Source organism: Gammaproteobacteria bacterium, from assembly GCA_028817255.1.
In the GTDB taxonomy this organism is placed as follows: domain Bacteria; phylum Pseudomonadota; class Gammaproteobacteria; order Porifericomitales; family Porifericomitaceae; genus Porifericomes; species Porifericomes azotivorans.
In genome coordinates, this window is the sequence record JAPPQA010000032.1 from 1 (window position 1) to 14,975 (window position 14,975).

The 14,975-nt window shown below is 66.6% G+C and carries 14 protein-coding genes; all 14 read right to left on the reverse strand.

Going from position 1 to position 14,975, the window contains the following annotated elements:
• Positions 1–102 precede the first annotated feature (102 nt).
• The 14 genes from nuoN to ndhC all read right to left on the reverse strand — a co-directional run bounded on the left by nuoN (position 103) and on the right by ndhC (position 14,662).
• Positions 103–1,539 (reverse strand): NADH-quinone oxidoreductase subunit NuoN, encoded by a 1,437-nt coding sequence (gene nuoN, locus OXU43_01650; protein ID MDD9823876.1) that lies wholly within the window; start codon positions 1,537–1,539, stop codon positions 103–105.
• A 6-nt stretch (positions 1,540–1,545) separates the two neighbouring features.
• Complete coding sequence (locus tag OXU43_01655) at positions 1,546–3,057, reverse strand: NADH-quinone oxidoreductase subunit M (protein ID MDD9823877.1); 1,512 nt, start codon at positions 3,055–3,057, stop codon at positions 1,546–1,548.
• A gap of 28 nt (positions 3,058–3,085) precedes the next feature.
• Entirely contained in the window at positions 3,086–5,041 is a 1,956-nt protein-coding gene (gene nuoL / locus OXU43_01660; protein ID MDD9823878.1) for an NADH-quinone oxidoreductase subunit L, read from the reverse strand.
• 14 nt (positions 5,042–5,055) lie between these two features.
• Positions 5,056–5,370 carry an NADH-quinone oxidoreductase subunit NuoK gene (gene nuoK / locus OXU43_01665; GenBank protein MDD9823879.1) on the reverse strand — a complete coding sequence of 105 codons (315 nt, stop codon included), beginning with the start codon at positions 5,368–5,370 and terminating at the stop codon, positions 5,056–5,058.
• The gene (locus tag OXU43_01670) at positions 5,367–5,972 is read right to left on the reverse strand and encodes an NADH-quinone oxidoreductase subunit J (protein ID MDD9823880.1); all 606 of its coding nucleotides are present in this window, start codon (positions 5,970–5,972) and stop codon (positions 5,367–5,369) included. Before OXU43_01670 ends, nuoK begins: the two co-directional genes overlap by 4 nt.
• Before the next feature lie 14 nt (positions 5,973–5,986).
• Complete coding sequence (gene nuoI / locus OXU43_01675; protein MDD9823881.1) at positions 5,987–6,496, reverse strand: NADH-quinone oxidoreductase subunit NuoI; 510 nt, start codon at positions 6,494–6,496, stop codon at positions 5,987–5,989.
• On the reverse strand, positions 6,496–7,521 hold the full coding sequence (nuoH, locus tag OXU43_01680) for an NADH-quinone oxidoreductase subunit NuoH (GenBank protein MDD9823882.1): 1,026 nt from the start codon (positions 7,519–7,521) through the stop codon (positions 6,496–6,498). Before nuoH ends, nuoI begins: the two co-directional genes overlap by 1 nt.
• A gap of 86 nt (positions 7,522–7,607) precedes the next feature.
• Positions 7,608–10,007 (reverse strand): NADH-quinone oxidoreductase subunit NuoG, encoded by a 2,400-nt coding sequence (gene nuoG, locus OXU43_01685; protein ID MDD9823883.1) that lies wholly within the window; start codon positions 10,005–10,007, stop codon positions 7,608–7,610.
• A gap of 4 nt (positions 10,008–10,011) precedes the next feature.
• A complete protein-coding gene (nuoF, locus tag OXU43_01690) occupies positions 10,012–11,304 on the reverse strand; it encodes an NADH-quinone oxidoreductase subunit NuoF (GenBank protein MDD9823884.1) in 1,293 nt (430 codons plus the stop codon).
• 31 nt (positions 11,305–11,335) lie between these two features.
• On the reverse strand, positions 11,336–11,809 hold the full coding sequence (gene nuoE, locus OXU43_01695) for an NADH-quinone oxidoreductase subunit NuoE (GenBank protein MDD9823885.1): 474 nt from the start codon (positions 11,807–11,809) through the stop codon (positions 11,336–11,338).
• 68 nt (positions 11,810–11,877) lie between these two features.
• Positions 11,878–13,131, reverse strand: a complete 1,254-nt coding sequence (locus tag OXU43_01700; protein MDD9823886.1) for an NADH-quinone oxidoreductase subunit D — start codon at positions 13,129–13,131, stop codon at positions 11,878–11,880.
• A gap of 4 nt (positions 13,132–13,135) precedes the next feature.
• A complete protein-coding gene (locus OXU43_01705; GenBank protein ID MDD9823887.1) occupies positions 13,136–13,816 on the reverse strand; it encodes an NADH-quinone oxidoreductase subunit C in 681 nt (226 codons plus the stop codon).
• Between the two features lie 16 nt (positions 13,817–13,832).
• Complete coding sequence (locus OXU43_01710; protein MDD9823888.1) at positions 13,833–14,357, reverse strand: NADH-quinone oxidoreductase subunit B; 525 nt, start codon at positions 14,355–14,357, stop codon at positions 13,833–13,835.
• Positions 14,357–14,662 carry an NADH-quinone oxidoreductase subunit A gene (gene ndhC / locus OXU43_01715; GenBank protein MDD9823889.1) on the reverse strand — a complete coding sequence of 102 codons (306 nt, stop codon included), beginning with the start codon at positions 14,660–14,662 and terminating at the stop codon, positions 14,357–14,359. The genes OXU43_01710 and ndhC overlap by 1 nt, the downstream gene beginning before the upstream one ends.
• Between the last annotated feature and the right edge of the window lie 313 nt (positions 14,663–14,975).

A 14,975-nucleotide genomic window follows, 5' to 3' on the forward strand; every position in this document is an offset into this window, starting at 1 on the left:
CCCGGAAGCGGCTCTGCCTCAGCGCATGAGCCTCCCGGAGGGGGCTTTTACAGGGGCTTTTACAGGGGCGTTTTAGGGGGTTTAGGAGTTATTCAGGGGTTTTCAGGGCGCCATGGCTTGCAGGCACAGGGCCATCAACGCGCTGGGGAACAGGCCCAGCGCCAGGATCGCCAGGCCGTTGGCGCCGATTGCCACCCGCGGCCCCGGCGGCAATTCGGGCCGGAACAGTTTTGCGGGCGGCTCGAAGTACATGAGTCGGATGATGCGCAGGTAGTAGTAGGCGCCGATAATGGCGCAGACGACGGCCGCGACGGCCAGCCAGACATAGCCGGCGTCAATCGCCTCCCGAATGACGAACCACTTGGCCCAAAAGCCCACAAAGGGCGGTACGCCGGCCATGGAAAACATCAGCACCATCATGATCAGCGCCTGCCAGGGGCGCTGTGCCGCCAAGCCGGCCAGGTCGCTCAGTTCCTCGATTTCGGCGCCGTCGCGGCTCATCAGCGTGATGAGACCGAAGGCGCCGAGGCTCATCAGGGTGTAGGCGATCGCGTAGAACATCGCGCCCGCCAGGCCCTCTGGCCGGGCGGCGAGCAGGCCAAGCAGCAGGAAGCCCATGTGCGCGACGGTAGAATAGCCGAGCATGCGCTTGATATTGGACTGCGCGATGGCCACCACGTTGCCGATGGCCATGGACAGCAGCGCCAGTAGCGCCAGCATCCCCGCCCACTGTTCTACCGCCCCGGCCAGCCCGTCGAACAGGACGCGGGCCGCCAGGGCGAATGCGGCCAGCTTGGGCATGCTGGCGACGAACAGCGTGACCGGGGTAGGGGCGCCCTGATATACGTCCGGGACCCACATGTGGAACGGGGCGACGCCGAGCTTGAAGGCGATCCCTACGACAATAAAACTCAGGCCGAAGTGGATTAGGGAGGGCGAGTCCGAGGCGCCGATGGCCGCTGCCACGCGGTCCAGTTGCAGTTCCCCGGTGGCGCCGTACAGCATGGATATGCCGTAGAGCAGCATCCCGGAGGCCAGGGCGCCCAGTACGAAGTATTTCATGGCCGCCTCCACCCCCGTTGCCGAGTTGCGGTGGATGGCGATCATGGCGTACAGCGACAAAGACAGCAGTTCCAGGCCCAGGTACAGAGTCAGAAAGCTGCGCGCCGATGCGAGCACCAGCCCGCCCAACAGGGCGAACAGGCCCAGCACATAGTGTTCGCGCTGATTGAGATCGTGTTCTTTCAGGTATTCCCCCGAGTAGCCGAAGGCGCACAGAGCGGCGAGCGCCATGCAGAATTTCAGCAACGTGCTGGTCAAGTCGCTGACGAATCCGCCGTGGAAGGCGTAGTGCGTTTCTTTCGGGTGCAACGCCAGGAGCAGGATCAGCAGGATCGCCGTCGTGGCGACCGCCAGCAGGCGGGGCAGCTCCCGGTACGCGGGAGTTGGGGGGGTTGCCGCCATCAAAGTCAGGCAGCCCGCGGCCAGCAGGAACAGTTCGGGCGCGGCCAGCAGCATGTCCGCGGCAAGTGCGCTCATGGCCGCCTACCCGCCCTTGCCTTGCAACACGTGATCCAGCAGCTGCCGCATGGTGGGATCCATGACCTCGAACAGCGGCGCCGGCCAGAGCCCGAACAGCAGTACCGCAGCGGCGGCGGCGGCCAGCATCGCCTGTTCCCGCAGCCCGATGTCCTGGAGCGCCGCGACCCGCGCGTTCCCGACCTTGCCGAAGATTACCCGTTTGTACATCCACAAGGTGTAGGCGGCGCCGAGGATCAGGGTGGTGGCAGCGAGAAAGGCGATCCACAGCCTGGCCTGGAAACTGGCCAGGATCACCAGGAACTCGCCGACGAAACCGGACGTGCCCGGCAGCCCTACGTTGGCCAGGGCGAACAGCATCAAGTAGGCGGCGAAGCGCGGCATGGTATTGGCCACTCCGCCGTAGTCCTGGATCTGCCTGCTGTGCAGGCGCTCGTACATGATGCCGACGCAGAGGAACAGCGCCGCCGAGATGAAGCCGTGCGAGATCATCTGCATCAGTCCGCCTTCCAGGCCCAGCAGGGCATGCGCGCGCGTGCCGTGCGCCGCGCTGGCGAAACCCACGAAGAAGCCCAGGGTGGCGAAGCCCATGTGGGCGATCGAGGAGTAGGCGATCAATTTCTTCATGTCCTGCTGGGCCAGGGCGACGAAGCCGATATAGACGACGGCTACCAGGGAGAGGCCGATCATCGGCCAGACCAGCATGGCGCTGGCATCCGGGGCGATGGGCAGGCTGAAGCGCAGGAAGCCGTAGCCGCCCATTTTCAGCAGGATTGCCGCCAGGATTACCGAGCCGCCGGTCGGCGCCTCTACATGCGCGTCCGGCAGCCAGGTATGCACCGGCCACATGGGGATCTTCACCGCAAAGGCCAGGAAGAACGCGATAAAGAGCAGCGTTTGCGCCGTCTGCCCCAGGGGCAATCGGTGGAAGTCCAGGATCTGGAAGCTGTCGGCCTGCAGGTGCAAGTAGAGCAGGGCGACCAGCATGAATACCGAGCCCAGGAAGGTGTACAGGAAGAACTTGATGGTGGCGTAGATTCGCCGTTCCCCGCCCCAGATGCCGATAATGACGAACATCGGGATCAGCATGGCTTCCCAGAATACGTAAAACAGGATGGCGTCCAGCGCCGCGAACACGCCGATCATCAGCCCTTCCAGGATCAGGAATGCGGCGAAATACTGCGCCGGCTGCCGGGCGACGTTATTCCAGGCATGGAGGGCGACCAGCAGCGTGGTGAAGGTAGTGAGCAGGATCAGCGGCATCGAGATGCCGTCCACGCCCAGGTGATAGTCTATGCCTACGGCAGGAATCCAGGCGGCGCGTTCTACGAACTGCATGGCGGCAGTGTCGTCCTCGAAGCCGATGTACAAGGACAGCGAGAGCAGGAAGACCGCCAGCGCAATGGCAAGGGCAGCCGGGAACAGCGCCGCCCGTCCCGCCCGTCGCTCCAGTAACGGCATGGCGACGCCGACGGCGATGGGCAGCCAGATCAAAACGCTCAGAATGGGGACGTGCATCCGCGTTTTTCCGTATCGCCCCGCGGGCTCACAGCAGACCGTAGCCCGTGAAGCCGAGCAGCAGCAACAATCCGACGATCATCGTAAATGCGTAGTGGTACAGGTAGCCGGTCTGCACCCTGCGCGCCGCGCTCGCAAGGCGGCGCACCGCGCTGGCGGCGCCGTTGACGAGGAAGCCGTCAATCAATGCCACGTCCCCCCGGCGCCAGAGGAACTGCGCCGCGCCCTGGGCGCCGCGGGCGAACAGTGCCTGGTAGAGTTCGTCGAAGCCGTATTTGCGCACCAGCGCCCGGTAAGGCCACTGGGCGCCCCGCGCCAGCATGGCCGGCAGCTGCGGACGGCGCAGGTAGCAATACCAGGCGGCCAGCACGCTCGCCGCGGCGAGAAACACAGGCGGCGTTGTCAGAGCATGGGCGGCGAAGCTCCAGATGCCGTGGAAATTTTCGCCGACCTGCGCCAGCGTGTCGTGTTCCGGGAAGACCTGGATGGAGTCGCGGAAGTAATCGCCGAACAGCATGGGCTCGATCAGGGGAATGCCTACGACCAGCGAAGGCACGGCAAGCACCAGTAACGGGACGGTGATCGTCCGGGGGCTTTCCTGCACTGACCGGCTTGCCTCCGGCGACGGCCGCCTCCGTCCGTGGAAAGTGAGGAAGAACATGCGGAACGTATATATGGCCGTGACCGCCACCCCGGCGGTTACGGCAAAACCCGCGAAGCCGGCCCCGGGCAGCGTGCAGTAGCGCACTGCCTCGATAATGGCGTCCTTGGAGTAAAACCCGGAAGTGCCCGGCAGCCCGATCAGGGCCAGCGCGCCGGCCAGCATGGCGAACCAGGTAATCGGCATGTGCCGGTAGAGGCCGCCCATCCGGCGCATGTCCTGTTCGTGGTGCAGCGCCACGATCACCGAGCCCGCGGCGAGGAACAGCAGGGCCTTGAAGAAGGCGTGGGTAACCAGATGGAAGATGGCCGCCGCGTAGGCGGAAGCGCCCAGGGCGACGGTCATGTAACCGAGTTGCGACAGCGTGGAATAGGCGATCACGCGCTTGATATCGTGTTGCACGATGCCCAGCAGCCCGGTCAGCAGCGCGGTCAGCGCGCCCACGACCAGGACCAGGCTGAGCGCCGTCTCGGACATCTCGTAGAGCGGCGACATCCTCGCCACCATGAAGATCCCCGCGGTCACCATGGTGGCGGCGTGGATCAGGGCCGAGATCGGCGTTGGCCCCTCCATGGAGTCCGGCAGCCACACGTGCAGCGGCATCTGCGCCGACTTGCCCATGGCGCCGACGAATAGGCAGACGCAGATGGTGGTCAGCAGCGACCACTCCATTCCCAGGAACTCTACGGTGGCCTCTCCCTGGTAGGGCGCCCCGGCGAAGACCTGGGCGTAATCCAGGCTGCCGAACAGGGCCAGCACCGCGGCGATGCCCAGCAGGAAGCCGAAATCGCCGACCCGGTTGACCAGGAACGCCTTGAGGTTGGCGGCGATGGCCGACTCCCGCTGGAACCAGAAGCCGATCAGCAGATAGGAGACCAGGCCCACGGCCTCCCAGCCGAAGAACAGTTGCAGGAAGTTGTTCGCCATGACCAGCATCAGCATGGCAAAAGTGAACAGGGAGATGTAACTGAAGAAGCGCCGGTAGCCGGGGTCGTCGCGCATGTAGCCGACGGTATAGATGTGAATCATGCAGGAAACGAAAGTCACCACCGTCATCAGGGTCACCGACAGCGGATCCACCAGGAACCCGATCTCCAGCCGCAGGTCGCCGCTTTCCAGCCAGGTATAAACCGCCTCGTTGAAGACCGGGGCGCCGTCGAAGACGATGCGCTTGTACGCGACGGCGCTGAGCAGGCAGGACAGGCCGACGCAGGGGATGGTGATCCAGTGGCTCCACTCCTGGCGCAGGCGGTCGCCGGCCAGACCGACGACGGTTGCGCCCAACAGCGGCAGGAGCACGATGGCAAGGCACAGCAGCTTCACGGCCTGCCCGCTTGTCAGCCCCGCAGGGCGTCGATCTTCTCGACGTTAATGGTGCGGTGGCGCCGGAAGATCGTCATCAGGATCGCCAGTCCGATGGCGGTCTCCGCCGCCGCCACCGTGAGGATGAACAGCACGAAGATCTGTCCCTGCAGGTCGTCGAGGAAGTGCGCCAGGGCGATGAAGTTGAGGTTCACGGCGAGCAGCATCACCTCAATGCACATCAGCAGCACGATCATGTTCTTGCGGTTGATGAAGATCCCCGCTACGGCGATGCAGAACAGCACGGCGGCCAGCGTCATGTAGTGGAACAGCCCGGGCGCGGCGCTCACGAATCCGCCTCCATATCCACCAGGCGCACCCGCTCCCGCGGCTGTACTTGCACCTGGGCGGCGGGGTCCTGGATCTTCCGCGCCCGTTGCCCGCGCTGGGTCATAGCGATGGCGGCGACGATGGCGACCAGCAGCAGCGCGCCGGCCAGCTCGAAGGGATAGAGGTACTCCGTGAACAGCAGCCGGCCCAGGGCCTTGACGCCGTACGGGGCCGTCTGTTCCCCGACCGGGGCCGCCGTTTCCAGGGCCTTGTGCAGCAGCCAGATCATGCAGCCGGCCATGGCCACGGCCACCGCGCCGCCGATCGGCAAGTAGCGGGCGAAGCCCTCGCGCAACGGCGCCAGGTTGATGTCCAGCATCATCACGACGAACAGGAACAGCACCATCACCGCCCCCACATAGATCAGGATCAGCAGGATCGCCAGGAACTCGGCGTACAGCAGCAGCCACAGGGCGGAACTGGAAAAGAATGCCAGCACCAGGCACAGTGCCGCATACACGGGATTGCGCAGCGTGATCACCATCAGCGCCGCGCCCAGCAGCAGCCCCGCGAACAGGAAGAATACCGCCGCCTCGATGCCGCTGCCGGCCGCGCCGCCCATTGCCGCGCCGCCCATTACCGGTACGCGGCGTCCGCCGCCCGGTCGGCGGCGATCTGATCTTCCAGATCCTGACCCACCGCCAGCAGCTTTTCCTTGGTCATCAGCAGGTCGCCCCGCTGCTCGCCGTGGTATTCGAAGAACCGGGTCTCCACGATGGAGTCCACCGGGCAGGATTCTTCGCAGAAGCCGCAGAATATGCACTTGGTCAGGTCTATATCGTAGCGGCTCGTGCGCCGCGTCCCGTCCGCGCGCTGTTGCGATTCGATCGTGATTGCCACGGCCGGGCAGACCGCCTCGCACAGTTTGCAGGCGATGCAGCGCTCCTCTCCGTTGGGGTAGCGCCGCAGGGCGTGCAGTCCGCGAAAGCGCGGCGACTGCGGCGTCTTCTCTTCGGGATACTGCACGGTGATCTTGCGGCTGAACAGGTGCCGCCCGGTCAGGCGCAGCCCCTTGATCAACTCGGCGAGCAGCATGCCGTCCAGGAATCTGCCCAACGCGCGGAATGCGGATGTTGACTCGCGCATCAGTCGAACCAGGGCGGCATCCCGGCAACGGTCAGCGCCGCGGCCAGTACCAGCCAGACGATCGTGATGGGGATGAACACTTTCCAGCCCAGGCGCATGATCTGGTCGTAGCGGTAGCGCGGGAAGGTGGCCCGCAGCCAGAGGAACAGGAACAGGAAGCAGGAGGTCTTGAGCATCAGCCAGGCCAGTCCGGGCACCCAGGCGAAGACCGGCTCCAGCAGCGGGATGCCCTGGAACGGGGACAGCCAGCCGCCGAAGAACATCAGGGCGCAAAGCGCCGAGATCAGAAGCATGTTGGCGTACTCGGCCATGAAAAAGATCGAGAAGGCCATGCCGCTGTACTCGACGTGTACGCCGGCCACGATCTCCGATTCTCCCTCGACCACATCGAAGGGCGCGCGATTGGTCTCGGCCACGCCGGCGATAAAATACACCAGCGTCAGCGGCAGCAGCGGCAGCCAGAACCAGTGCAGCAGGCTGCCCTCCTGGGCGCGCACGATGGCCCCCAGATTGAGGTCGCCGGCCGCGATCAGCACCCCCACCAGGGCGAAGCCCATTGCGATCTCGTAGGCAACGATCTGCGCCGCCGCGCGCATGGCGCCCAGGAAGGCGTATTTGGAGTTGGAGGCCCAGCCGGCGATGATCACCCCGTAAACGGCCAGCGAAGTCAGCGCCAATACGTACAGCAGGCCGGCGTTTATATCGGCCAGTACCAGTTCGTCGCCGAAGGGGATCACGGCCCAGGCGGCCAGCGAGGGCGCCAGCGACAGGATCGGCGCGGCCAGAAACAAGGTCCGGTTCGCGCCCCGCGGCAGGATCACCTCCTTGAGCAGCAGCTTCATCGCGTCCGCAACGGGCTGTAGCCAGCCGCCAGGCCCCACGCGGTTGGGTCCCAGGCGGCACTGGATGTAGCCGATCAATTTGCGCTCGGCGTAGGTCAGGTAGGCTACGCACAGCATCAGGGGGGCCAGCAACAGGCAGATCTTGGCCAGCGTCTCCGCCAGGATCAGGGCGCCCGCGGTCATTGGCTCCGGCAGCAGGAGATTGAGCAACGATTGCGCCTGGCCGCGAAGATACTCCATGGTTTCGTGTCCGCCCGCGCTGCGTCCCTTTACGCCTGGGCGAGCTGCACTTCGCCGTACCGGCCGCCCAGGGGCAGGGCGGCTTCCCAGCCGCCGGGGATGTGTATGCAGCGCTCCGGGATCCGGGCATCCAACCGTAGCGGCAGTACCAGCTCGTTCCCGCCCTGGCGCACCCGCACTTGCGCCCCCAGCGCCAGCCGTTCGGCGAGCGCGGGATGGATGCGCACGGCGCTCTCGCCGGCGGCCGCCTGCAGCGATGTCGCCCGGCGCACCAGCGGGTCCACGGCGTACATGGAGACCTCTCCGCAACGCTGTAATTCAGGGCCGGCCGGCGGGATGACGGGCTCCTGCAGGCGCCAGTTCGCGCGGTTGTCCGGCCGCATGTCGGCCAGGGCCGGTTGCAGCTCGCGGAAGACGTCCTCGCGGGAGCGGTGCTCGAATCCGGAAAGCTCCAGCATCGCGCCCAGCATGCGCAGCACCTTCCAGGCCGGGCGGGCTTCGCCGGGCGGCGGCACGGCGGCGGCGAAAGATTGCGCGGCGCCCTCCAGATTGACGAAGGTTCCGGAAGTCTCGGCGAATTGCGCGACCGGCAGTACGGCATGGGCGTATTCCTTCATGGCGGCGTTGCACCATGAGCTCATGCAGACAACCAGTTCCGCCTTCCGCAGTGCCTGCAAAGCCTGGCGCCCGTCCCAGCAATCCAGTTCCGGTTCCACTCCCAGCAGCAGGTATCCCCGCAGTTGCCGCTCCAGCATCGCGTGCGCCGCCAATCCTGTGTTGGCGGCCGGCTGCCCCATCGGGCCGCGGTGCGGCAGGGTGCCGGCCAGGCAGGCGCCGGCGGCATTTGCGCCGGGCGGCAGATAGCCCAGCGAGCTGCCGCTGGCGGCGCAGAGCAGGCCGGCCAGCGTCTGCAACAGCGAGAACTCCGGGTGCGCCAGGGCGGACTCGCCCAGCACTACCGCCGTGCGGCCATGGGAGCACAGCGCCTCGGCGATTCGCCGGTGCGCCGCCTCCGGCGCCAGCCCCCGCAGGCAGGAGGCGGTCTCCCGCGCCTGTTCCCGCGGCATGGATTGGCCCGGGGGCTTGCCGCAGCTCAGGGCCGCCCCGAGGACGGCGCCCAGCGTTGCCGGCATCTCTCCCGGCGTCACGGCGAGCCGCGCCGCCAGGCCGTAATTGAAAGCGTAGTCCACGGGGTTGATGGCCATTATTGCCGCGCCGCGCCGCGCCGCCTTGCCCAGGCGGTGATTGACCAGCGGTTGCTCCCGGCGGGGGTCGCCGCCGACGATCAGCACAGCCTCCAACCGCTCCAGTTCGGCGATGGACCGGCCCAGCCAGGGAAACTGCGGCGCCTCGTCCTGGCGGCGGAAGTCGCGCTGACGCAGCCGGTGGTCAATGTGCGGGGCGCCCAGTCCCCGCGCCAGCCGTTGCGCCAGGTAGTGTTCCTCGACGGTGGCCGACGGCGAGACCAGGACGCCCAGGCAGTCGGGGCCGTGCTGTTCCAGCAGCCGCCGCAGCCGTTGCGCGACGAAATCCAGGGCCGGTTCCCAGTCGCTTTCCTCCAGGCTCTCGCCCGTGCGCGTCGCCGGGCGCCGCAGGCGGTCCTTGCTGTACAGTCCCTCGTAGCTGAAGCGGTCCCGGTCCGACAGCCAGACTTCGTTGATCGCGTCGTTTTCGGCCGGCACGACCCGCAGGACGCGCCCGCCGTGCACATGCAGCTGCAGGTTGGAACCCACGGCGTCGTGCGGGGCGACGGAGGGGTGTTGGCGCATCTCCCAGGTGCGGGCGCGAAAGCGGAACGGCTTGGAGGTCAGTGCCCCCACCGGGCACAGATCGATCACGTTGCCGGACAGCTCCGAGGCCATGCTGCGCTCTACATAGACGCCGATCTCCAGGTCTTCGCCCCGCCCCAGGGTGCCGAGTTCGCGCAGCCCGGCGATCTCCTCGCCGAAACGGACGCAGCGCGTGCAGTGGATGCAGCGGGTCATGTCCGTTTGCACCAGCGGGCCGATGTCTTGGTCTTGCACCACGCGCTTGCGCTCCTGGTAGCGGGATACGTCGCGGCCGAAGCTCATCGCCAGATCCTGCAATTCGCATTCCCCGCCCTGGTCGCAGATCGGGCAGTCCAGAGGATGGTTGATCAACAGGAACTCCATCACCGATTTCTGCGCCTCCAGGGCCAGGGGGGAACGAGTGCGGATTTTCATCCCCTCGGCGACCGGCGTAGCGCAGGCGGGCAGCGGCTTGGGCGCGTTTTCCACTTCCACCAGGCACATGCGGCAGTTCGCCGCCACCGAGAGTTGCGGGTGGTAGCAGAAGCGCGGTATGTAGATGCCTTCCCGGTCGGTGGCGCGGATCAACATGCTGCCCGCCGGCGCCCGCAGCGTGCGGCCGTCCACCTCGAAACGGACTTCTTTATCCTTGTCGGTCACCGGCTCAGGCCGCCGCCGCGGCGTCTTCCCCCGCGGCGCCGCCGCGTTCGATCATGGTCTCGAACTCTTGCCGGAACTCGCGCAGGAAGCTGCGCACCGGCCAGGCCGCCGCGTCGCCCAGGGCGCAGATGGTGCGCCCCTCGATCTTGCTGGCCACGTCGTCCAGTTTTTCCAGGTCTTCGCGCCGCGCCCGGCCGTCGAGGATCCGGGTCAGCATCCGGTACAGCCAGCCCGTGCCCTCCCGGCAGGGAGTGCACTGGCCGCAGGACTCCGCGTAGTAGAACCGCGCGATCCGTCGCAGCACCCGCACCATGCAGGTGCTTTCGTCCATCACGATCACGGCGCCCGAGCCGAGCATCGAACCGGCCTTGACCAGCGAGTCGTAATCCATGTTCGTCTCCATCATGCGTTCGCCGCGCACGACCGGCACCGAAGAGCCGCCGGGGATCACCGCCTTCAGGCGCCGCCCTTGGCGCACGCCGCCGGCCAGCTCCAGCAACTCCCGGAAGGGCGTGCCCAGCGGCACCTCGAAGTTGCCCGGACGGTTGACGTGACCGCTGACGGAAAAACACTTGGGGCCGCCGCTGCCCTCGACCCCGATAGCGGCGAAACGCTTCCCCCCGTCGCGCAGGATCGTCGGCACCGAGGCGAAGGTCTCCGTGTTGTTGACGGTCGTGGGGCGGCCGTACAGTCCGTGCTGGGCCGGGAACGGCGGCTTGAAGCGCGGCATGCCCTGTTTGCCCTCCAGGGATTCCAGCAGCCCCGTCTCCTCGCCGCAGATATAAGCCCCCGCGCCCAGGCTGGAACGGATCTCCACGGGCGTCTGGCAGCCCAGCGGGCGCGGCCCCAGGTAGCCCGCCTCGTAGGCCTCGGCCAGGGCGTCCTCGAAGCGCCGGTAGGGTTCGTCCATAAACTCGCCGCGGATGTAGTTGTAGCCCACCTCGGCGCCCATGGCGTAGCAGGCGATCGCCATGCCCTCGATGAGCGCGTGCGGGTTGAAGCGCAGGATATCGCGGTCCTTGCAGGTGCCGGGTTCGCTCTCGTCGGAATTGCAGACTACGTACTTGGGCGCCGCTTCGGGCAGCATGAAGCTCCATTTCAGCCCCGCCGGAAAACCTGCGCCGCCGCGGCCGCGCAGGCCCGACGCCTTCACCTCTTCTACGATCTTTTCCGGGGGCGTCCGCTCGCGCAGGATGCGGCTCCAGGCCTCGTAGCCGCCTACCTTGCGGTAATTCTCCAGCGTCCAGGGGGAGTCGAATTCCAGTGTGCGGTAGCAGATCCGGTTGAGTGACGACATCGCTCCGATCCTCTCCGTTGCCCGTCCCGCCTCAGTCCAGTTGCCGCAGGATCTCGTCCACCTTTTCGGCGGTGAGGTTCTCGTAATATTTGTGGTCCACGGTCATCATCGGCGCCCCGCAACAGGCGGCCAGGCACTCCTCCTCGCGCTTCAGGTAGATGCGTCCGTCCGGGGTGGATTCGCCGGTGCGGATGCCCAGGCTGCGTTCGATATGGCGGACGATCTCCCCGGCCCCGCACAGCATACAGGATATGTTGGTGCATACCGAAATGCTGTGGCGCCCCACCGGCTGGGTCTCGAACATGGAATAGAAGGTCGCCAGCTCGTAGATCTCGATGGGGCGCAGCCCCAGGTAGTCGGCCACGGCATCCATCGTTTCCCGCGTCAGGTAGCCGCCGTTTTGTTTTTGCGCCGCGTGCAGCGCGGCCAGCGCCGCCGAACGTCTGCCCTCCGGCGGGTATTTGCGCAGCCAGCGGTCAATCTCCCCGCGGGTGGCTTCGCTCAGTACCGCCCGGCCGCCGTTCCCGGCCCCGGTTCCCGTCTCGCCCCCGGCCCGGTCCCCGGTCCCGTCCGTCACCGGTCAATCTCTCCGAAGACGATGTCCTGGGTGCCGATCATGGCCACCACGTCGGCCAGCATGTGCCCCCGCACCATCTCGTCAATGGCCGCCAGATGGGCGAACCCGGCGGCACGGATCTTCAGCCGGTAGGGTTTGTTGGCGCCGTCCGAGACCAGGTAGATGCCGAACTCGCCCTTGGGGTGCTCTACCGCCGCGTAGGTCTCGCCCTCCGGTACGCAATAGCCTTCCGTGAACAGCTTGAAGTGGTGGATCAGCGCCTCCATGTCGCCCTTCATCTCCGCGCGCGGCGGCGGCGCCAGCTTGCGGTCCTCGACCATCACCGGCCCCGGGTTTTGCCGCAGCCAATCCACGCACTGCCGGACGATCCGGTTCGACTGGCGCATCTCCGCGACGCGCACCAGATAGCGGTCGTAGCAGTCGCCGTTGGCGCCCACGGGGATCTGGAAGTCAAGCTGCTCGTAGCTCTCGTAGGGCTGCTTCTTGCGCAGGTCCCACTCCACGCCGGAGCCGCGCAACATCGGCCCGGTAAAGCCCAGTTGCAAAGCCCGCTCCGGCGCGACCACGCCGATGTTCACCGTGCGCTGTTTCCAGATGCGGTTGTCGGTCAGCAGGGTCTCGTATTCATCTACGCATTTGGGGAAGCGGTCGCTGAAATCCTCCAGGAAGTCCAGCAGCGACCCCTGGCGCGCCTCGTTCATGCGGGCCGTTGCCCGCTCGCTACGCAGCGGCGAGGGCCGGTAATGGGGCATGGTCTCCGGGAGGTCGCGATAGACGCCGCCCGGGCGGTAATAGGTGGCGTGCATACGGGTTCCGGACACTGCCTCGTAGCAGTCCATCAGGTCTTCCCGTTCCCGGAAGCAGTACAGAAAGATGGTCATGGCGCCGATGTCCAGGCCGTGCGCCCCGAGCCACATCAGGTGGTTCAGGATGCGCGTGATCTCGTCGAACAAGACCCGGATGTACTGCGCCCGCGGCGGCGGCGCGATCCCCAGCAGCCTCTCGATGGCGAGCACGTAGGCATGTTCGTTGCACATCATGGAGATGTAGTCCAGGCGGTCCATGTAGCCGATGCTCTGGTTGTAGGGCTTGCTCTCGGCCAGCTTTTCCGTAGCCCGGTGCAGCAGCCCGATGTGCGGATCGGCACGCGCGATGACCTCGCCGTCCATCTCCAGCACCAGCCGCAACACGCCGTGCGCCGCCGGGTGTTGCGGCCCGAAGTTCATGGTCATGTTGCGGATCTCCGGCACCCGCTTATCCCGGCGGCGGCTCGGGGCGCCGGTGGCGCCCCTCGTCGCGGATCACGCGCGGCACCAGCACCCGGTTCTCGATGGTGACCGGTTCCTGCACCACCCGCCCCCGGTCCGGGTCGTAGCGCACCTCCACGTGCCCGACCAGCGGGAAATCCTTGCGGAAGGGGTGGCCGCAGAACCCGTAGTCGGTCAGCAGCCGGCGCAGGTCGGGATGGCCCTCGAAGAGAATCCCGAACAGGTCGAATGCCTCGCGCTCGTACCAGTTGGCCGAACTCCAGACCGGAGTCACGGAGTTCACTCGCGGCGGCTCTTCCGCCAGCGGGCAGCGCAGGCGCAGGCGCCGGTTGCGGCGCAGCGAGAGCAGGTGATAGACCACCGCGAAGCGCGGCCCTGCCGGGGCCGGTCCCTGGCGCGCGTCGGGACTCACTCCCCGGCTGAAGCCGGTGCGGGTGCTGCCCGTCGTCTCCCATTCGACGTCGCCGTAGGCGGCGTAGTCCACCCCGCAGAGGTCGGACAGCTGCTCGAATGCGAATTCCGGGTCGTCGCGCAGGAGCTTGCACAGCGGCAACAGCGCCGCGGGCTCGCACACGGCGACGGCCATATCCTCGCCCTGCCGGCAGTCGCGCAGCAAATCGCCGGCCCGCAACCGCAGCCGCTCCGCCAATTGTAGTCGCTCGTTCACGCGGCGCGTTGCCGGTTCAGGGGGAGACTGCGTGGGAGACGGTATGGGTGCGCCGGATCTTCTTTTGCAGTTGGATGATCCCGAACAGCAGGGCCTCTGCCGTCGGCGGGCAGCCGGGCACGTAAACGTCCACCGGCACGATCCGGTCGCAGCCGCGGACCACGGAGTAGGAATAATGGTAATAGCCGCCGCCGTTGGCGCAGGAACCCATCGAGATCACCCAGCGCGGTTCCGACATCTGGTCATATACCTTGCGCAGGGCGGGCGCCATTTTGTTTACCAGAGTGCCCGCGACGATCATCACGTCGGACTGGCGGGGGCTGGGGCGGAAGATGACCCCGAAGCGGTCCAGGTCGTAGCGTGCCGCCCCCGCATGCATCATCTCCACCGCGCAGCAGGCCAGCCCGAAAGTCATCGGCCAGAGCGAGCCGGTGCGCGCCCAGTTGACCACGTTATCCAGCGTGGTCGTGACGTACCCCTTGTCGCCGACGGTCGCCGCTGCCGCCGCCAGCGTTGCCGGCGGCGCCGCCGTTGTTGCCATTATTCCCATTCCAGCGCCCCCTTGCGCCACTCGTAGATGAAGCCCACCAGCAGCACCGCCAGGAACAGCAGCATCGCCGCCAGGGCCGGCGCGCCCAGTTCCCTCAGGGTGACCGCCCAGGGGAAGAAGAATGCGAACTCCAGGTCGAAGATGATAAAGACGATGGCCACCAGGTAATAACGCACGTCGAAGGGGATGCGCGCGTCCTCGAAGGCCTCGAAGCCGCATTCGTAGGGGGACTGCTTCTCGGCGTCCCCGCGGCGCGGCCCTGCGAAGCAGCCCACCGCCAGCATGGCGCAACCCATGGCCAGGGCGACCGTGATAAACAGCAGAATGGCGAAGTAGTCCGCAAACACCGCTATTCCCTACCGTTCACTCCATCGTGTCTTGTGCGCCGCGTCCCGTGCCTTCGGGCGTCCCGTTCGGGGCCGCCGGGACGGCGCGTAATTCCCGGATTATACCGCCAAGGCGGCCATACTTACAGCCCGGGCGGAGCGCCGCCGTCTATGGCGCTGGGAATGGGGGCGCCGGGAATGGGGGCGCCAGGGATGGGGGCGGATGAGGCGGGGAGCGGAAAGCGGTTCTCTCTATAATCTGCCATGGATTCCTGATTTCCAG